Source organism: Cyclobacterium roseum (assembly GCF_010119225.1).
Lineage (GTDB): Bacteria > Bacteroidota > Bacteroidia > Cytophagales > Cyclobacteriaceae > Cyclobacterium > Cyclobacterium roseum.
The window spans coordinates 23,747-42,526 of sequence record NZ_WNKF01000004.1; the positions used below are offsets into that span (position 1 = coordinate 23,747).

The following is an 18,780-nucleotide window of genomic DNA, read 5'->3' on the forward strand; positions in this document are numbered from 1 at the left end:
CCTAACCCGTCATTGCGAGAATTAACATTTAAAAAACGCAGAGATCGGGATGACGGTATTTGTTTTTAACTATTTAAAAATCAACATGTTAAAAAAAATAAAGAATGGCATCAAATCACCTCCCCCATCCCCCTCCTGAAAACAGGAGGGGGAGACAGGGGGTGGTAAAAACACGTTATCGGTAACCCCGCAAAGCAATCTGAACCGGAGTGTTAACATAAGTTCATCGAAAAAAGACAGAAAGATTGGAATTGCGCCCGGCCCACGTAGACGCCAGGTGCCAATGCAGGGAAAAGAGAAAGGTATTGTCTGGGATGTAAATTTTCCCAGACCGGCAAAATGGCATTTTTAGAGATTTAATTCAATCTGGCAGACACTGTTCCTTGACCTATTATCCTCCGAATTTTCTCCACAAATAAAGCAATAAGGTCAACAACAAGCTGACCAGAATGCTGGTACCCAGGGGGAAATAAAAGGTAAAATTTTCCCTTTTGAACACCATGTCTCCGGGCATCCCTTTGAAACCGGGAAATTTGGGCAGCCACCAAAGCAGCAATCCGCTGAGCAGTAGCAGCAGTCCGATAATAATAAGTATTTTTGCAATCGAAGGCATTCCATTTTCCATACCCAAAAATAATGAAAGCAAAGGGAATACTATACCTGATACCGAATGTATTGGTACTTGAAACCGGTCCTGACATCATGGCCCCTGTTGTCAAAAACGTAATTTCGGCCACCTCTTTTTACCTGGTGGAGGACTTCCGAACGGCCCGCAGGTACATCAGCAGCCTGAAATTGGGCATCAATCTGGAGGAGGTGCAGATGGAAAAGCTAGATAAAAAAACTCCAGACCCCCAGGTAAGAAAGCTCCTGGAACCGGCACTAAATGGGCAGGATGTGGGGATTCTATCCGAAGCGGGTTGCCCGGGTATCGCCGATCCCGGGGCCAAAGCCGTAGCCTGGGCGCACCGTCTGGGGATACGGGTGGTTCCTCTGCCGGGGCCCTCGTCCATGTTTCTGGCCCTGATGGGTTCCGGCTTTAATGGACAGGCCTTCACCTTCAGTGGCTATTTGCCCATCGATCGGAAAGCCCGCATTGAGGCCATCAAGGAATTGGAAAAGACAGCCTCGCAGCAAAAGGTTACCCAGCTATTTATGGAAACGCCCTTTAGAAATAACCGCTTGCTGGAAGATTTGCTGGAGCAACTGGATGGGCGCACCGAGCTTTGCATTGCCAGTGAGCTTACCGGAGAAGGGGAGTCCATTCGTACCAAAAAGGTGGCCGACTGGCGGAAGGACAGACCGGATCTACACAAGATACCGGCGGTATTTTTGATTGGCGCGTCTTAAATGAAAACTAAATTCGACCCAAATCAAGGCCATTTTAAATACAATTCCTCGCTCCTGGCTTGCGCAATAATCAGTCTGTCAATTTGCATTTAGTCCAATCCGAGGAAGTAATAACCCGGGGCTAAAAAGCTTGGTTCATCCTGAACACAACCCCGGAGAAGGTTGAACATCTTTTTCCTAAAAAGTACGGAATCAAGTACAAAACCGTTCAAACGAACCAAACTGTCCTATATTGAAATCGAACTCAGTTCATCAACTACCAGGTAAATTTGTGGAGCCTTTCCCCAGTTCATTCAAATACCTGCCCGTAAAATTATCCTTTTCCAGCATGAGATTTTCAGGCACTCCTTCGAAAGTCACCATTCCTCCTTTTTCCCCACCTTCCGGACCCAGGTCAATTACCCAGTCCGCCGCTTTGATCACCTCCGTATTATGTTCAATAATCAGCACTGTATGTCCCTGACCAATCAAGGCATTCATGGAATGCAACAGTTTCTTGATATCGTGAAAGTGCAAACCCGTGGTGGGTTCGTCGAAAATAAATAAAATACGGTCCCTAGATTTGGTTTCTCCTTTTCCTAAAAAAGAGGCCAGCTTAACCCGTTGGGCTTCTCCTCCACTCAAGGTGTTCGAAGATTGTCCCAAGCCAATGTACCCCAAACCTACTTCCTGAAGGGGTTGCAACTTTTGAATAATGGTAGGCTTTCCTTCAAAAAAATCCATGGCCTCATCAATGGTCATTGCCAACACATCGGAGATGTCCTTATCCTTGTACTTGACATCGAGAATCTCGTTTTTAAATCTCTTTCCCTTGCAGGATTCACAGGTAAGGTAAATATCCGCCATGAACTGCATTTCTATTTTCTGAGTTCCTTCTCCCTGACAGGCCTCACACCTGCCACCGTCTACATTAAAACTAAAAAATGCTGGCTTGTACCCCCGTTGCCTGGAAAGGGGTAAGTCCGCAAACAACGCCCTGATGCCATCATAGGCCTTTACGTAGGTGACCGGGTTGGACCGGGAGGATTTTCCGATGGGATTTTGGTCTACAAATTCTACACGGGTAATGTTTCTAAAATCCCCCGCCAACTTATCCAACTTTCCCGATTCCTCCGAAACGGTCCCCAGAAATTTCCCCAATGCCGGATACAATACCTTTTTTACCAGGGTTGATTTACCCGAACCACTCACGCCGGAAATTACGGTCAGCACGCCGATCGGCACCTTCACCGTAATGTTTTTCAGGTTGTTTTCCCTCGCCCCACGAATCAATATGTGTTCCTTCCAGGTTCTGTTGGCTGTTTTATGACTGATGGTTTCCTGCCCACTGAGGTACCGTGAGGTATAGGTGTTTCCAGCGGCCATTAATTCCTCCAGGTTTCCCTGAAAAACCAACTCTCCCCCATGTATACCCGCATCCGGACCAATATCGATGACCTGATCCGCTGCCCGAATGATTTTTTCTTCGTGCTCTACGACAATAACGGTGTTGCCCATATCCCGCAGGGTTTTCAGTACCGCTACCAGTCGTTCCGTATCCCTGGGATGAAGTCCGATACTTGGCTCATCCAGAATATACATGGAGCCCACCAGGGCACTTCCCAGAGAAGTGGCCAGTTTAATCCGCTGAAATTCACCTCCGGATAGCGAGGAAGTCAGGCGATTTAAGGTGAGGTATCCCAAACCTACCTGGTCGAGGTAGCGTAGCCGGTTTGAAATTTCCTTAAGTAAGCGATAGGCAACTTTTTGATCACTTTTAGTGAGGTCCAGATTTTCAAAAAAATGAAGGCACTTATCCAGCGGCAATAAAACCAAATCCGTAATGGACTTACCTTGGATTTTTACATAGGAAGCATCTTTTCGAATCCGGGTCCCATGACAATCGGGGCAGGTAGTCCTACCCCTAAACCGGGATAACATGACGCGGTACTGTATTTTATGTAATTTGCTTTCGATAAACGCAAAAAAATCATTCAGGCCTTTAAAATATTCATTGCCAGTCCATAAAACGGCCTTGTCCTTTTCATCCAGATCCTCGTAAGGCCTGTGGATTGGAAAATCAAATTTGATTCCATTTTTTAGTAAGGGCTGCACCCATTTTTTGGTAGTCTCTCCCCGCCAGGGCGCAATGGCACCCTCGAAAACCGACAGGCTTTTATCAGGGACCACCAAATCAGGATCAATTCCCAACACCGAGCCAAAGCCCTCGCAGGTTCGGCATGCCCCATAGGGATTGTTAAAACTAAAAAAATTGACTGATGGCAACTCAAAGCGTATCCCGTCCAGCTCAAATTTATCGCTGAAAACACGCTTATCCTTTTCCGGAATCACCACCGTACAGGTGCCATGACCTTCAAAAAAAGCAGTCTGAACACTGTCAGCAATCCGGAACTGGTTGTCCTCATCCTCGGAATTGACCGAAACCCTATCTATCAGAATCTCAAAATTCCCCTCCGGCAGCTCCTCACTCGTCAACAGCTCCTCAACAAAAAACGCTTCTCCATCAATTAATACCCTGGTGAATCCTTTTTGAAGCAGTATTTCCAACTCCTTGCCCTTTTCCCTTCCCGCCAGCAGGTGCAGTGGACAACTAATCATGACCCGCTCGCCTTCGTCAAAAGTGTGAATGAAATTCACCACATCCGTTACGGTGTGGTGCTTTACTTCCTCCCCACTAACGGGAGAATAGGTTCTTCCTATCCTGCTAAAAAGCAATTTTAGGTAATCGTACACCTCTGTGGTGGTGCCCACGGTAGACCTGGGGTTTTTAGTGTTCACGCTCTGCTGAATGGCAATAGCAGGAGAGACACCCTTGATATACTCTACCTCCGGTTTTTCCATGCGACCCAAAAACTGTCGCGCGTAGGAACTGAGGCTTTCCACATACATCCGTTGCCCTTCCGCAAATAAGGTATCAAATGCCAACGAGGATTTTCCGGAACCAGACAGACCAGTAACCACCACCAGCTTGTTTCTGGGGATCGCTATGCTCAGGCTTTTTAGATTGTTTACCCGCGCATTTTTTATAATAATGAAGGATTTTGGATCCAGGTTTTCCAGTATCGCTGTGTTCTCAGTAGTGATTGCGCCCATAACTTGCAAAGATACCAACCCAACCCCGAAAATGACAAAATGTTACGGAAAATTAATGCTCCCGGCATCCCCTAAACTAACGGTTCCTTACTACCTTTTAAAGATTTTGAAAGTCCTTTTTCCCTTATTCGTGGACAAGCTTATCAAGTAATGGTTGCTCGGATAGTGTCGTAAATCAATTCTGTACCTGGTTTTTCCTATCTTTTCCAGGTCAGGTTCCAGTCTTATCCGTTGGTCCTGGCTTATTAGCTCCACCTGGAGTATCGCTTCTTTTTCATCGAAATGAATAAAGTCGGTGGTTGGATTGGGAAAGGGAAGTACCGATTCGGTGACCGGATCATTGGAAATGCGAATTACTTCGGAATAGCTACTTTTCCCGTCCCGATCCACCTGCCGGATTCGGTAATAACTCCAACTGGCCTCAAATGTACTGTCAACCGCCTGGTACTGAACCTTTCCATTGGTTTCTCCTTGAGAGGGAATCTTGTGATCCAAATCTTTCCAGGAAAACCCATCGGGGGAACGCTCCAGAACAAAATGGCTGGTATTTTTTTCCTGAAGCGTTTCCCAATTCAAGCAATTATTTTCTCCGCAGGCCTGTCCCTCAACATTTCCCCATTGCAGCGGTAATACTAAACTCACGAATTCGTAATCAAAATCCATGGTATTTCGCTGAGTGTTTTCGTAATACTCCATCACCAAATCTAGTTGATCCATACCATCCGGTACATCAAACGTCGTGGTGTATTCCTTGGCAGTACTTCCGCCAGATTCCCACTGCCCGTAAAGTGCCCAGGTGACACCTCCATCCAAACTAAGCCTGAAGCCATCGTCTGCCCGGATGGTGAAATTCAAGGTTCCCGGTTCTACATCCAGTCTCATCTTATATCGGATCGAAAACCGGTCGGTTATAAACGAACAACCATAGTCAGGTGTGAAGATCACTGGAGAAGAGGTCGACCCTCCGGGAGTAAAATGCTGAACAAATACGGCATCTTCCGTCACTCGTCCCAGATAATTCTCTGAATCAAAGTTCTTGACACCAGCATAAACGTGCCCTATCCATTCATTTAAACCATATTCTGCCTGATCCAAATCAGCTATTACCTGGATGGATACCTCTAGAATATTGGATGAAAAAGAGTTTTCCAGGATGTTTCCCTCGCCGTCGACCACGACATTTCTGGCAACCCTTCGGAAATACCTGGTCCCCGTCCAGGAGTTTTCAGGAATAGACGCATCGTACTTGGGAATATCATAGCCGAGCCCGGTTGCGCCGGGAATCTCTATCCAGTCGGCTTCGGTAGGGTTGGCCACGCTGGTGTATTCCCACTGGTAGGATGGCTCGGATCCCTCTGCAAAAACAGCCGGGCCAACAGACGCAAAAGGCTCCGGATCCGGTGCAATACCGCAATAGGAGCGAATACCGGTGGCATTCCCTGGATTTTCCACTTCCCCCGGACCAAAATAAAGCTCAAAATCAAAGCTCAACCGACTATTCCCTATTCTTTCATAATAATGTAAATCCATCCAAAATGAATCGCCATCTTCAAAGGGTACGTAATAGTTTCGAATATTTTCTGAATAAACAAAATCATATAAGCCGTCACCTCCATTTTTATACCAGTTGTCATGCCTAACGGGGTCTCCATTCACATCCAGGGAAAAATCGCCAACATTCCCATTTTCGAACATCCTGAAAAAGGACCCGTCATCACTTCCGATACTGACTTTGTAAATACCGGGTTCATCTATCGTCTTTTTACTTCTCAAAATTACACCAAAATGGGAAAGTTGGGCATCGCAACCTCCTGTTGCCGTCGGACTGTCACCAGTAGTAAAAAAATCCGAATCCCGACTGTAGCCATCTACGGAGTAATCCGAAAACTGGGTATCAAAGGCAAGTCCTGCGGCAGGCAAAAAGTGGTTTCCATCTCTGAGTAAATACCCCTTGTAGGTAGGGTCGGCGGCGGAAAGTCCCGTAAAGTCCCTGTTCCAATCGCTTTTGGGATCGTAATCCGGAGATATCTGAAAAACATAACCATCCCAGGAATCAGCGGGTCGATTCCAGGGTCTGGTGAAATTGAAGGGTAGGGTACCCTCACAGGCCAACTGGGCCTGAACCTCACCAAAATTGCCCAAAAATAAGCAAAAACCTACGAAAATTATACGGGATAGCTCCCCGATCTGCTGTTTAAATCCTCTCAAAACCCCTCCTATTTTAAAAATGTAATTGCACTAAAAGCGTTTATGCTGCTGTCAAATACAAAAATATATATTTAAAATAAAAAGACCAAAGGAATTCGGAAATATTTACCGGCTTATCTTTTGAAAAGCAGGGGTTTAAAAGGAATGACTTGCTCCATGCCGCTGATCCAACCAGGGCTTCAATTGGAGGAATTGTTTCCACTTGGCATATCTGGTGATATCGTGGATTTCCTGAACCTCTTTAAAAATCGCCTTTGCTTTAGAAATATCCCCCTTCCGGTAGGCTTCAAAGGCATAGGACAGAGAGGCGAATGCCCGCTGTTCTTTCAGTTCTTCTTCAATCTGCGATTCTTCGTGGCGCTGCAAACTAAAATTCAGGCTGTCCTGACTGACCTTTACGCTTTGCATGCCTATAGGTGCTTTCAACACCAATCCCTCCAGGTTGGTACAGCGGCTGAGGGCTACATACACTTGCCCTGCTTCAAATGAACGCCCAATATCTACGATGCATTTATCAAAGGTGAGCCCCTGGCTTTTGTGTACCGTGATCGCCCAGGCAAGTTTGAGCGGAAATTGGGTGAACTTACCGATTACCTCCGCATCCACTTTTCCTTCCTTTTCATTGAACCGGAAATCCACATGCTCCCATATCTCTCTTTCCACTTCCAGAAAAGCACCGGCATTGTTTTCCACCAGCACTTTATTTTCATGCATCTCAACCACCTTTCCGATCATCCCGTTATAGTAATTCTTTTCCGGATTATTTTTCATGAAAATCACCTGAGCGCCTATTTTGAGCGTCAGGTCTATGGGGTCAAAAGGGGCCATGGAAGGAGGAAACTCCCCCTCCATGGAAGCTGGATAGGTTTGCACGGGAGACTCCAGCAGGTCCAATTTTTGCTGATTAATCTGAAGAATGGAATGGTTATGCGTTCCGAGCATAATATACCCCTGATCCAACAGATCAAAATGGTATGCCGAGGCCCTTTTGTTTAGAAACTGGATGTCGTCATAGGTGTGTTTGCTTTCACGGATGCGGTTGAGTAGGTTTTTGAAAAACTCGTCTTTTTGCCGATAGATCTTTTGCAGGGCGATGTGGTAGGGCCGGAGCTCCTGAAACGCATGAGCGCTGAAAAAAAACCGGGTTTGGTAATGAGTAGAAAGAAGGGACCAATCGTTATCGCGGACCACCGGAGGCAACTGAAACGGGTCTCCGATCAACAATAATTGGACGCCACCGAAGGGGAGGTGCCTTTTTCTACGAAATAAGCGTAGTATCTGGTCCAGCACATCCAACAACTCAACCCGGACCATGGATATTTCATCAATGACGAGCAAGTCAAGGTTTCTGATCAGGCTGAGCCGGCTCTTATTATACCGAAATGTATCGAAGATTGATCCGCTCGGACTGGTAGCTTTGGGTTCCAACCGTGGATCCCCTGGTAGAAACAATTGCCGGGGATCTATCTTAAAAAAGCTATGGATCGTCTTCCCTTTTGCATTAATGGCGGCCACCCCGGTAGGAGCCACCACGACGGTATTTTTTGTGGTGTTTAACCTCCTCAAAGTATGCAGAAAAGTGGTCTTTCCAGTACCTGCCCGGCCTGTGAGAAACAGGGACTTATTGGTGTATAATGCTATTTCCAGTGCCTGGATAAAGGGCTCGTTTGACATGTCCAAACCCTTTGCTTCAAATTCCTGCCTGAAAAAGGTTTTCAAAAAAGTCATTGGCTCATTTCATTTATTTGTTGCTTAAAATTAGAAATAAAAAAACCGGTTTCGTATATATTGTAGCTAAATTGAAAATAATACCATTCAAAACCTGCTAACTTAAAATTGCCTACCCAATGGAACTGGCCCTCAACCTGACCAAAATTTTTCTTGCCATCCTATGTATACTTGCTGTCACCGCCAGCAAGTTGAAATTTGGGCATTGGTCGGTAAGAATGTTTGATTTCCCAAGACTGCAACTATTGGCCATTGCGTTCATTACCGTGCTGTTGTTTTTTATCCCTTCCCTAAATACCGATCCCTGGCATTTAGGGCTGCTGGCTGGTGTGATTGCTAGTTTTATGTTTCAGGCTTTTAAAATCTATCCCTACACCTTTTTTGGCGCAAAAGAAGTTCGAACCTCAAGGCATTCTTCCCCTGAAAACGAAATTTCCTTACTGGTGAGTAACGTCCTGACACCGAATCGCTATGTGGAAAAACTGATAGCACTAGTGAACAGGTACCAACCCAACCTGCTCTTAACCCTGGAATCCGATGAATGGTGGGGAAAGCAATTGGAAATCATCGAAAATGATTATCCCCAGCAGGTCAAAATTCCGCTCGACAACCAATATGGCATGCATCTGTATTCCAACCTTCCCTTAATAAACATTAAGAAGCTTTATCTGGTGGAAGACGATATCCCTTCCATACATGCTGAGGTAATCCTTCCTTCCGGCAAAAAAGTACAAATTCATTGTGTTCACCCGGAACCCCCAAGCCCTTCCGAAAGCGACAGTTCTGTGCCTCGGGATGCCGAACTGTTAATTGTCGGAAAAAATGTCAAGGACGCCACATTACCGGTATTGGTATTCGGTGATCTGAATGACGTGGCCTGGTCCCGGACCACCCGCCTGTTTCAGAAAAGAAGCGGCTTGCTGGACCCCCGAAAAGGAAGGGGCTTTTTCAATACCTTTCATGCCAAATACTTCGCCCTTCGCTGGCCGCTGGACCATATTTTTCATTCCAAGCATTTCCTTTTGAAAAAAATCAAACGCCTTCCTTCCATTTCATCCGACCATTTCCCCATGTATGGACGATTTCAACTGGCGCCTGAAAACGAACAAGAAAACCAGAAAGAAAAATTAGATAAGGAAGAAAAGGATTGGACCAAAGAAACGATCGATCAGTCCAATCCAAACATCCTTACCATCTGAGCTAGGCTATGGGAATAAATTGTCTAAGGTAATTCCTTGCTGTCAAAATGGCCATTTTTACGTCTTCCGGGGATTTTTCAAAGGCCTTGTCTTCTACCTCTATACAACAGGGGCCCCTGTAGCCTACATCGGTTAGTGCCGCAAAAAACCTCCCCCAGGGCACATCTCCCAGTCCGGGGATTTTCGGAGCATGGTATTCCAGTGGATTGGCAAGAATTCCCACCCGGTTTAGCTTTTCTGGGTAGAGTTTGACATCTTTCAGGTGGATGTGGTGAAGGCGGTCCCGAAACTCGTACAAGGGTTGTACCGGATCCATATGCATCCATACCAGATGAGAAGGATCGTAATTTAATCCAAAATGAGGATCGGGAATGATCGAAAACATTTTTTCCCAAACGGCAGGAGAAATGGCCAGGTTTTTCCCACCGGGCCATTCATCATTGGTAAAAAACATGGGGCAATTTTCGATCCCAATACGAATCCCTTTTTTTGACGCATGCTTCACTACCGCCGGAAACCGTTCGGAAAACATTTTCAGATTGTCCTCCACGTTCAGCGAAGGGTTCCTTCCAATAAAGGTGTTGACCACGGGTATTCCCAGTTTCTCCGCACCGTCAATGACGGCCTTGATATGGGATATGGCGGCTTCTGCCTTCGATTCATCCGGGTCCATGGGGTTGGGATAAAATCCCAGTCCGGAAACAAACACCCCTTTTTCCCGCTGGTAGTCCCTTATGTGATTAATCTGGTCGGAAGCCAGTTGGCTTACATCAATATGAGTCACCCCTGCATAGCGTCTTTCCGCCTTTCCTTTTGGCCAGCACATCATTTCCACACAGGAAAAATTCTCTGCTGCGGCAAAATCAATCACTTCTTCAAAACTATTTTCCGCCAGAATGGCGCTCACAAAACCTAATTTTAGCATGTAAATAACGGTTAAAGTTTAGAAAGTATTTCTCCGGCTTTGTCAAGCAAGTCGTCATCTTTGGCAAAACAAAACCGTAGTAATTTATCGTCCTTTTTATCCTTATAAAACACGGATACCGGCACAGAGGCCACTTTAATCTCTTTTGTCAGGCGAATGGCCAGGTCGTAATCGTATTCGTCCGAGATTTCCCGATAAGAAACAATCTGAAAAAAACTTCCTTTGGATGGCGTAAAACGAAAGCGGGATGCCTGGAGGGCCTCATTAAACCGATCCCGCTTTTTTTGATAAAATGCACTCAGCTGCTCGTAATGCTCCGGAAGTTTCAAAAAATCGGCTAAGGCATATTGCATGGGGGTAACCGTGCTGAAGGTGATGTACTGGTGAATTCTTCTGAATTCCTTTGACAGGGCTTTAGGAGCCAGGCAATAACCGATCTTCCAACCAGTGGTATGGTAGGTTTTTCCCAGCGATCCACAAACAAATGTCCGCTCCTGCAAAACCGGATGGGTCATCATGGAACGATGGATGTCTCCGTCAAATACGATGTGCTCATATACCTCGTCACTGATGATGTAAATATCGGTATCCCGAACCAGCTCGGCCAGCGTATCCAGGTCGCTTTTACTAAATACCGTTCCAACCGGATTGTGGGGGGTATTGACCATAATTGCCCGGGTCTTCGGAGATATTTTCGCCTTTACCGCCTGCCAATCGATTTTAAAATCCGGTGAATTCAGGGTGACATATACGGGAACACCCCCATTCAAGTCAATGGCTGGAACATAGCTATCATAGGCTGGTTCCAGAACGATCACCTCATCGCCCGGGTAAACCACCGCGGTCACAGCACAAAAAATGGCCTCTGTAGCACCAGAGGTGATGGTAACTTCCGTTTCCGGATCGTAGTTCACCCCATAAACACGATTGGTCTTTTCTGCCAGGCTTTCTCTGAAGGCAGGAACCCCACTCATCGGAGCGTATTGGTTGTACCCATTTTTTACGTAATGGCTAACCAGTTCACTTAACCTGGGAGAACAGTCAAAACTCGGAAACCCCTGTGATAAATTAATCGCATCCTCTTTGGTAGCCAAACCCGACATCACCGTAAAAATGGTGGTGCCGACATAGGGCAACTTAGAGGGTAATTCCTTTTCTTTTTGCATAAATAAAAAAGACCGGAAATTGCCTTCCGGTCGACTGATGGAAAATTCTATTTAAAATGACTCCAGTCCGGCTGCCGCGATGATCCCATCCTGAGCAGAGGTCACACCACTAACCCCGATAGAACCAATCACCTGATCGCCATCCTTTATGGGCAAGCCTCCTTCCACGGCCACTACGCCGGGAAGGCTGATGAGGTGTACGTTGCCGGATTTGACGGCATCTTCAAATACTTTTGTGGGTCGTTTGAATTTCAGGGCCGAGGTGGCTTTTTGAATGCCTACCTCCACGCTCCCAATTTGGGTTCCATCCATTCTCCGCAGGGCGACCAAGTGCCCACCGGCGTCTAGAATGGTAATGACCACATTCCAATTGTCTTGCCGGGCTCTGGCCTCTGCCGCATCGGATATCCGCTGCGCATCCTCAAGACTGAGTACCCGGACCCTTTCCTGAGCCTGTACCGAAAAGCTGATGGCAAAGACCAGCATTACCCAGATTGATAGTATGATTTGCTTCCTCATGGTGTGTTTTTTTGTTTGTTATTCCGCTTTGTCTTAAATATAAAGAAATAATGGCTATTCTTAAATTTTTTATATTTGAGAATCATCTCAAACGGACAAAATCATGAACATTCTTCAAAAAGAAATCCGATTACGCGCCTATAAAAGAGGCTTTCACCTCATTACAGGAGAAGTTGTGGATAACTTCCCGGAAATGAAAAATATAGGCACCGGCATGCTCCAGGTCTGGATCAAACACACCTCCGCCGGACTGACCATCAATGAAAACGCAGACCCCTCTGTTCGCCAGGACTTTGAAACGTTTACAAACGACTTGATTCCGGAAGCTTATCCACATTTTGTCCACACCTATGAAGGGGCGGATGATATGCCTGCGCATCTGAAAGCAAGTATTTTCGGTCCTTCGGTGCAAATTCCCATTTCCGGGGGAAAACTTAACCTGGGTACCTGGCAGGGTATTTACCTGGGAGAATTCAGAGACCAGGGCGGTGCCCGAAAACTGGTCCTGACTGCCTTTGGAACCTGAGCCGGCCTTTTGCCTCTCAAACAAAGGCCTGAACCGGATTTCTTTGGGTTATCCACCGTTTTATCCACAAATTCCCTAGGTGTTGGGAAGGGAAATACCCTTCACCCTTCGGTAAAGCGAAAGGGCGTATTTGTCGGTCATTCCGGATATAAAATCCATTAATCCCCGAAGGATGGAGTAGGCGGATTGCGGACCTGTCAGCACCAATTGGTCCGGAAGCAAACGCAAAATACTTTTATTTTGACCCGAAAACTTTTCCCTAAAAAAATGATGGTGGTACAATGCCTCTCCGAAGGTTTCCAATAATCCTTCCAAGACCTGGTATCCGGCAGCCTCTTTCTCCAACACCGGCTGGGAACGGTAGATTTTCGCTACCGACAACGCATTAATCGCTCCTAAAGCCTTGGCCGAAGGTATACAATCGGTAAGCGCCTGGTCAAAATCTCCAACCAACAACAAGGGTTCTTTTTCCTGAAAAACCATATCCGTCTCTTCTATCAATTGGTTGATGGCCATGGCTCTTAGAATAGCCAACTTCTGTTGATTTGTAGCGTATTTTTCTAACTTCTGGGCAGAAAACCGATCCCCAATGATTGCCGCCAACAAGGCGATGGTTTCTTCCAGGGACACCAGACCCATGGTACAGCCATCCTCCAGATCAATAATGCTGTAACAAATATCGTCCGCTGCCTCCACCAGAAAAGCAAGCGGGTGCCGCATCCAGCAATTAGGGGCAAGTGTTGGGATGGCCATCATTTCCATCAATTCCGAATAGTCTGCCAAATTGCTGGTAAAAAACCCAAATTTTTTCTGGCTGCGTCGCTTTTGATCCTCGGCAAAGGTCCAGGAAGGTCTGGGATATTTGGTAAACGCTGCCAGGGTAGGGGGAGAGATATAAATTCCGTTATTTCGATCCATAAGCATCCGAAACCCCTGGGCATTTCCTTCAAAATGAGTCAGATCTTCCCATTCCTGACTGCTGCATTGGGTTTTCCAGCAGTGTCCTTTGGGGTGAAACCGGAAAAAATCCGAAATGCCTTCTTCCCCGGCATGGCCAAAAGGAGGATTTCCAATATCATGGGCCAGAGCAGCAGCGGCTACTATCCCACCGATATCAAAAGGTTGTAGCTGCTTCGCTTTCAATTCCGGATACTTTTCCAGTAGAAAACTACCGGCAGATTTTCCCAGAGAACGGCCCACGCTGGAAACTTCCAGGCTATGGGTCAACCGGGTATGGACAAAATCTTGCTCAGGAAGGGGGAATACCTGTGTTTTGGCCTGAAGGTTTCGGAAGGGAGATGAAAAAATGATCCTGTCATAATCCTTCTCAAATTGGCTTCGTTGCTGCCCCGATTCCGAAGCAGGAAGGCCCTCCGGAATGATTAATTTTTCCCATTTCATCATATGCCGTCAAAAATACAAAGCTATGGTTTCGGGAAAAAGAAATCTTTCCTATTTCCAACCCCCACCCAAAGCCCGGTACAGATCTACTACCGTAAGGAACATTTCGATACGGGTGTTGGTCTTACTCAATTCAGCCTCCAACACCCTGGACTGGGCGGTAATCACTTCCAGGTAGGTGGCATAGCCTCCGCGAAACAATTCGTTGGAGGTCGATACGGCATTCAGCAACACGGCTGTTTCTTCGTCCCGCAGGCTATACACCGTCCGAAGGTTTTCAATGCGCTGTAGTTTATTCATGACTTCCTGATAGCCGTCCAGTATGCTTTGCTGGTAATTATACAATGCTATTTTGTTGGAAGCCACCGCCTGATCGAAACCCGCCCGGATTTTGTTTTGGGCAAAAATGGGTGCCGTAAGTCCACCCAATAAACCAATGGTAAGCCCCCCGGGCATTTTCAATGCTGCAGGAAGACTTCTGTCGTTTAAGCCCACATAGGGGGTAAAACTAAAGGAGGGTAAAAACTCTTTTCTAGCTGCTTCCACATTGAAGTTGGCCGCACGGAGTTCGTGTTCCGCTTGCTGTATATCCGGTCTTCTCAGCAGCATGTCAGAGGGAAGACCTACATCCATGGCATAGGGCAATTTAATTTCCAGCAGGGAGGAAGCGCGTTCAATGGGTTGGGGAAATCTACCAAGGATAAAATTCAGGTTATTTTCAGTTTCCAGGATTTCCTGTTGTTTTTCAATGGCCAAACTTTTGGTAGAGAGGAGCTGAGCCGAAAACTGCTGCACCGCCAATTCGGTGGCCCTTCCGGCCATTTTTTGGATTTTTATCAGCTCCAGTGCCATCTCCTGAAATTCAATATTACGCTCAATGGTCTCCAATTCAATATCCTTTCCCAATAGCTCGTAGTACAATTTGGAAATTTCAGCTACCATATTGGTCACCACCAGGTGTCGGCCTTTCTCAGTGGCCAGGAATTGCTCGAAGGAGGCTTCCTTTCTATCCCGAAGTTTGCCCCAAACATCGATTTCCCAGGTGCTTTGAAACCCAATAAAATTATTTTCAAGCCGGTTGACGACGTTTCGGTCCCCATTGATCGTTCCGCCTAGCAGGTTGGGACGTATATCACCCGAGCGGTACCGGACAATACCATCCATGCTCGGATAAATAGCCCCCTTGCTGATGCGAAATTGGGTACGGGCGATTTCTATCCGCTCCAAGGCCACCCGAAGGTCCAGGTTATTTTCAAGTCCTTCGTCTATCAGGTAAACGAGTTTGGGATCATTAAAAAAGGCTTCCCAGGAGATGTCACCGATACTGGAAGAATCCGATATATCCAGAAAGGTTTCCGGCAGGGGTTCCATCTCCGGTAATTGCGGAACCTCAATACTTTTGCAAGAATACACCAGCACCAAGGCACAAAATATCAGGGCAAGGCGTGTGTAGGACTTATGATGTAAAAACATGGAATTTCTGTGGTTCAATTATTCGAAAAAGATACCGGTGCCTCCTCTTCCTTCAGGACAATATCCGGCTCAGAATCAATTTTTTTAAAGGTAAAATGGGCGAAAATCACATACAGGCCGGGAATGACGATTAACCCGAAAATGGTCCCAATCAACATCCCTCCGGCTGCCGCCGTACCGATGGATCTATTCCCAAGGGCACCTGCCCCCGTAGCCATGGCCAGTGGCAGCAGACCGGCTATAAAAGCAAAAGAGGTCATCAAAATCGGCCGGAGCCTGGTGACGGCACCCTCTACCGCTGCCTGAATAACGGAATGCCCTGCATCTCTCTTTTGAATGGCAAATTCCACAATCAAAATGGCATTTTTACCCAACAGTCCGATCAACATGATCAGTGCCACCTGGGCATAGATATTGTTTTGCAAACCAAGCACATATAGCGCAAAAAAGGCTCCAAAAACCCCAATCGGTAGCGATAAAATCACCGGTAGGGGCAATAAAAAGCTTTCGTATTGCGCCGACAAGATAAGGTAAACGAACAAGAGACAGATCAGGAAGATGACAATGGCCTGATTTCCGGAACCCACCTCTTCCCTGGACATGCCATACCAATCGTGACCATATCCCTGAGGTAGCTTTTCTGCCGTGATTCTTTCAATGGCAGCAATTACATCACCACTACTGTATCCCGGAGCCGCTGCCCCTTTGACGGTAGAGGAATTGTACATATTAAAACGAGTAAGTTGTTCGGGACCATAGGCTTTTTCCATGGTAAGAAAGGAAGAAATAGGAACCATCTCTCCCACATTATTTTTCACATGCAAATTCATCACATCCTCCGGGCTCGCACGGTATTGAGGTCCTGCCTGAAGCATCACATCGTACATCTGTTCAAACCGGACAAAATCCGAAACATACATGCCCCCTAAAAGAATTTGCATGGTGCTCAAGGCATTGGCAATCGTGACCCCATTTTTAGCGGCCATGTCCTGATCTATGTGTACGATAAACTGGGGAAAGGTCGGATCAAAATCCGTAAAGGCATTGTTTATTTCCGGAGCCGCCTCCAATTCTTTTATCAGGTCGTTGGTGATGGTCGCTAGCCGATCCAGATTACCCGTACCGGTTTGATCCAGCACCTTCATTTGAAACCCGCTGGAATTACCAAAGCCTGAAACCGTAGGAGGCAGAAAAAAGTCGATTTTTGCATCGGAGATCCCTTGAGACAAGCTTCTGAATTCGTTCAGGGTTTCCTGAATCGGGAGGTCCTTTCTTTCATCCCATGATTTTAGATTAACCATCGCCATGCCATAGGATGCTCCGGAGAGTCCATTTCCCAGGGAATACCCAGCCAGACTGGAAACCGATTCCACCGCCTCGTTGCCTTCTAGTTTCAGAATGAGTTCGTCTAGTACTTTCTCGGTTCTTTCCACGGTGGCACCCACAGGAGTAGTCACGTTCACATACACCATACTTTGATCCTCGGTAGGAATAAAACCGGTGGGCAAAATCTGACTGATACCCCAGGTCGCTGCAAAGAAACCGATTAATATTAGGGTCGTGATCCCCTTTCTGGGAACGATATAGGTAATGTATTGATAGTATTTACTTTCAAAAAACGTATAGGTGCGATTAAACCAGTCGAAAAACCGGTTCAAAAGCGTTCGCTTTTTCTCCACGCCGTAGTGATTCTGTAAGAGAATAGCACAGAGTGCCGGGGTTAGGGTAAGGGCGTTGATCCCGGAAATGAAAATGGCAAAGGCAAGGGTCAGTGAAAATTGCCGGTAGAAGATTCCCACCGGGCCCGACATAAAGGCCACCGGGATAAACACCGCAGACATTACCATGGTAATCGCTATAATGGCTCCACTAATTTCTTTCATGGCGGCAAAGGTAGCCGCCCGGGGAGCCAGGCCTTCTTTTTCCATTTTAGCATGCACGGCTTCTACCACCACAATGGCATTATCCACCACAATCCCGATTGCCAGAACCAAGGCAAATAAAGTCAGAAGATTGATGGAAAAACCCAACCACTGCATGAAAAACAAGGTCCCGATCAGAGCGACCGGTACTGCCAACGTAGGGATCAATGTGGATCGAAAATCCTGAAGAAAGATGAAAACGACGATAAATACCAGAATAAAAGCCTCCACCAGCGTCACTAACACTTCCTGAATAGAGGCATTTAGAAATCGGGATACGTCGTAGGAAATCTTGTAATCCATTCCCGAGGGAAAGCTGCCTGCCTTGATGTTTTCCATTCGCTGCTTCACCTTGGAAATCACCTCGCTGGCATTGGAGCCTGGCCTTTGGATCACCATAATGGATGCCGCAGGTCTTCCGTCTAGCTTCGAGATCCTTCCATAATTCAGGTTCCCAAACTCTATATCGGCTATGTCCTTCAATCGTAATATGGAACCATCAGGATTGGCACGGACGACAAGATTCTCGTACTGCTTAGGCTCAAAAAACTTCCCCGTATACTTCAATACATATTGCAGCATCTGCATGTCTTTACCCGAACTGATACCCAACTGTCCCGGAGCCGCTTCTACATTTTGATTGCGGATAGCATCTACCACATCATTGGTGGCCACACTATAGGCCGTCATCCGGTCCGGTTTCAGCCATACCCGCATGGAGTAATCTTTGGTACTCATAATCTCGGCAAATCCAACCCCGTCTACCCTCCTTAATTCCTGAAGTACGTTCAGGTCGGTAAAATTATATATAAATGCCTCATCCAGGGAAGTGTCTTCACTGGCAACGTTAATATACATCAACAAGCCCTCCACCTGCTTTTCCACCGTCACACCAGCTTTCACCACCTCTTCAGGCAATTCATTGACCACGGTAGAAATCCGGTTCTGTACTTCTACGGCTGCCAGATCAGGATCTGTACCCGCTTCAAAATAAACCTTTATGATCGTTGTTCCCCGGTTACTACTTACCGATGTCATGTAGGTCATTCCCGGTACCCCGTTGATCACTTTTTCCAAAGGGGTAGCAACCGTTCTGGCACAGACTTCCGCATTGGCACCCCGGTATTTGGCCTTTATCGCCACCGAAGGAGGAGCAATGTCTGGAAATAATTCAACCGGAAGGGTGACAAAGGACAACAAGCCCAAGAGCACAAAGAACAGGGAGATGACCAGGGATAATACCGGACGCTTTATAAATAAATTGAACATG

The 18,780-nt window shown here is 46.6% G+C and carries 13 protein-coding genes; 3 read left to right on the plus strand and 10 right to left on the minus strand.

Annotation, left to right across the window (positions count from 1 at the left end):
* Positions 1–391: 391 nt before the first annotated feature.
* Entirely contained in the window at positions 392–625 is a 234-nt protein-coding gene (locus tag GJQ68_RS06955; RefSeq protein WP_235941174.1) for a DUF2905 domain-containing protein, read from the minus strand.
* An 11-nt stretch (positions 626–636) separates the two neighbouring features.
* On the opposite strand from GJQ68_RS06955, the gene GJQ68_RS06960 reads away from it, so the two are divergent.
* A complete protein-coding gene (locus GJQ68_RS06960; protein ID WP_162416589.1) occupies positions 637–1,350 on the plus strand; it encodes an SAM-dependent methyltransferase in 714 nt (237 codons plus the stop codon).
* A gap of 252 nt (positions 1,351–1,602) precedes the next feature.
* Here GJQ68_RS06960 and uvrA read toward each other — a convergent pair whose 3' ends face one another.
* The 3 genes from uvrA to GJQ68_RS06975 form a co-directional block, all read right to left on the minus strand.
* Positions 1,603–4,443, minus strand: a complete 2,841-nt coding sequence (gene uvrA / locus GJQ68_RS06965) for an excinuclease ABC subunit UvrA (RefSeq protein WP_162416590.1) — start codon at positions 4,441–4,443, stop codon at positions 1,603–1,605.
* Positions 4,444–4,533: 90 nt separating this feature from the next.
* The gene (locus GJQ68_RS06970; protein WP_162416591.1) at positions 4,534–6,651 is read right to left on the minus strand and encodes a T9SS type A sorting domain-containing protein; all 2,118 of its coding nucleotides are present in this window, start codon (positions 6,649–6,651) and stop codon (positions 4,534–4,536) included.
* Positions 6,652–6,786: 135 nt separating this feature from the next.
* A complete protein-coding gene (locus GJQ68_RS06975; RefSeq protein ID WP_162416592.1) occupies positions 6,787–8,379 on the minus strand; it encodes an ATP-dependent DNA helicase in 1,593 nt (530 codons plus the stop codon).
* 119 nt (positions 8,380–8,498) lie between these two features.
* Here GJQ68_RS06975 and GJQ68_RS06980 point away from each other — a divergent pair, with 119 nt between their 5' ends.
* The gene (locus tag GJQ68_RS06980; RefSeq protein ID WP_162416593.1) at positions 8,499–9,578 is read left to right on the plus strand and encodes an endonuclease/exonuclease/phosphatase family protein; all 1,080 of its coding nucleotides are present in this window, start codon (positions 8,499–8,501) and stop codon (positions 9,576–9,578) included.
* A 1-nt stretch (position 9,579) separates the two neighbouring features.
* Here the strand turns inward: GJQ68_RS06980 and GJQ68_RS06985 are convergent, their stop codons facing one another.
* The 3 genes from GJQ68_RS06985 to GJQ68_RS06995 are packed head-to-tail and all read right to left on the minus strand — an operon-like array spanning position 9,580 to position 12,188.
* A complete protein-coding gene (locus GJQ68_RS06985; protein ID WP_162416594.1) occupies positions 9,580–10,503 on the minus strand; it encodes a sugar phosphate isomerase/epimerase family protein in 924 nt (307 codons plus the stop codon).
* A gap of 11 nt (positions 10,504–10,514) precedes the next feature.
* Positions 10,515–11,669, minus strand: a complete 1,155-nt coding sequence (locus GJQ68_RS06990; RefSeq protein ID WP_162416595.1) for a methionine aminotransferase — start codon at positions 11,667–11,669, stop codon at positions 10,515–10,517.
* Positions 11,670–11,720: 51 nt separating this feature from the next.
* Positions 11,721–12,188 (minus strand): GlcG/HbpS family heme-binding protein, encoded by a 468-nt coding sequence (locus GJQ68_RS06995; protein ID WP_162416596.1) that lies wholly within the window; start codon positions 12,186–12,188, stop codon positions 11,721–11,723.
* 103 nt (positions 12,189–12,291) lie between these two features.
* Here GJQ68_RS06995 and GJQ68_RS07000 point away from each other — a divergent pair, with 103 nt between their 5' ends.
* The gene (locus tag GJQ68_RS07000) at positions 12,292–12,714 is read left to right on the plus strand and encodes a secondary thiamine-phosphate synthase enzyme YjbQ (protein WP_162416597.1); all 423 of its coding nucleotides are present in this window, start codon (positions 12,292–12,294) and stop codon (positions 12,712–12,714) included.
* Positions 12,715–12,789: 75 nt separating this feature from the next.
* Here GJQ68_RS07000 and dgt read toward each other — a convergent pair whose 3' ends face one another.
* From dgt to GJQ68_RS07015, 3 genes are read right to left on the minus strand one after another with little or no spacing between them, the layout of a single operon-like run.
* Positions 12,790–14,118 (minus strand): dGTP triphosphohydrolase, encoded by a 1,329-nt coding sequence (gene dgt, locus GJQ68_RS07005; protein WP_162416598.1) that lies wholly within the window; start codon positions 14,116–14,118, stop codon positions 12,790–12,792.
* Between the two features lie 48 nt (positions 14,119–14,166).
* Positions 14,167–15,588 (minus strand): TolC family protein, encoded by a 1,422-nt coding sequence (locus GJQ68_RS07010; RefSeq protein WP_162416599.1) that lies wholly within the window; start codon positions 15,586–15,588, stop codon positions 14,167–14,169.
* 14 nt (positions 15,589–15,602) lie between these two features.
* Positions 15,603–18,779 carry an efflux RND transporter permease subunit gene (locus tag GJQ68_RS07015; RefSeq protein ID WP_162416600.1) on the minus strand — a complete coding sequence of 1,059 codons (3,177 nt, stop codon included), beginning with the start codon at positions 18,777–18,779 and terminating at the stop codon, positions 15,603–15,605.
* Position 18,780: the final 1 nt, after the last annotated feature.

What these genes read in the sequence shown, in the direction of transcription:
- GJQ68_RS07010 (WP_162416599.1), bottom strand. Translation starts at nt 15,588, where the DNA reads ATGTTTTTACATCATAAGTCCTACACACGCCTTGCCCTGATATTTTGT.
- GJQ68_RS06960 (WP_162416589.1), top strand. Translation starts at nt 637, where the DNA reads ATGAAAGCAAAGGGAATACTATACCTGATACCGAATGTATTGGTACTT.
- GJQ68_RS06985 (WP_162416594.1), bottom strand. Translation starts at nt 10,503, where the DNA reads ATGCTAAAATTAGGTTTTGTGAGCGCCATTCTGGCGGAAAATAGTTTT.
- GJQ68_RS06980 (WP_162416593.1), top strand. Translation starts at nt 8,499, where the DNA reads ATGGAACTGGCCCTCAACCTGACCAAAATTTTTCTTGCCATCCTATGT.
- GJQ68_RS06955 (WP_235941174.1), bottom strand. Translation starts at nt 625, where the DNA reads ATGGAAAATGGAATGCCTTCGATTGCAAAAATACTTATTATTATCGGA.
- GJQ68_RS06990 (WP_162416595.1), bottom strand. Translation starts at nt 11,669, where the DNA reads ATGCAAAAAGAAAAGGAATTACCCTCTAAGTTGCCCTATGTCGGCACC.
- uvrA (WP_162416590.1), bottom strand. Translation starts at nt 4,443, where the DNA reads ATGGGCGCAATCACTACTGAGAACACAGCGATACTGGAAAACCTGGAT.
- GJQ68_RS06975 (WP_162416592.1), bottom strand. Translation starts at nt 8,379, where the DNA reads ATGACTTTTTTGAAAACCTTTTTCAGGCAGGAATTTGAAGCAAAGGGT.
- GJQ68_RS06995 (WP_162416596.1), bottom strand. Translation starts at nt 12,188, where the DNA reads ATGAGGAAGCAAATCATACTATCAATCTGGGTAATGCTGGTCTTTGCC.
- dgt (WP_162416598.1), bottom strand. Translation starts at nt 14,118, where the DNA reads ATGATGAAATGGGAAAAATTAATCATTCCGGAGGGCCTTCCTGCTTCG.
- GJQ68_RS07015 (WP_162416600.1), bottom strand. Translation starts at nt 18,779, where the DNA reads ATGTTCAATTTATTTATAAAGCGTCCGGTATTATCCCTGGTCATCTCC.
- GJQ68_RS07000 (WP_162416597.1), top strand. Translation starts at nt 12,292, where the DNA reads ATGAACATTCTTCAAAAAGAAATCCGATTACGCGCCTATAAAAGAGGC.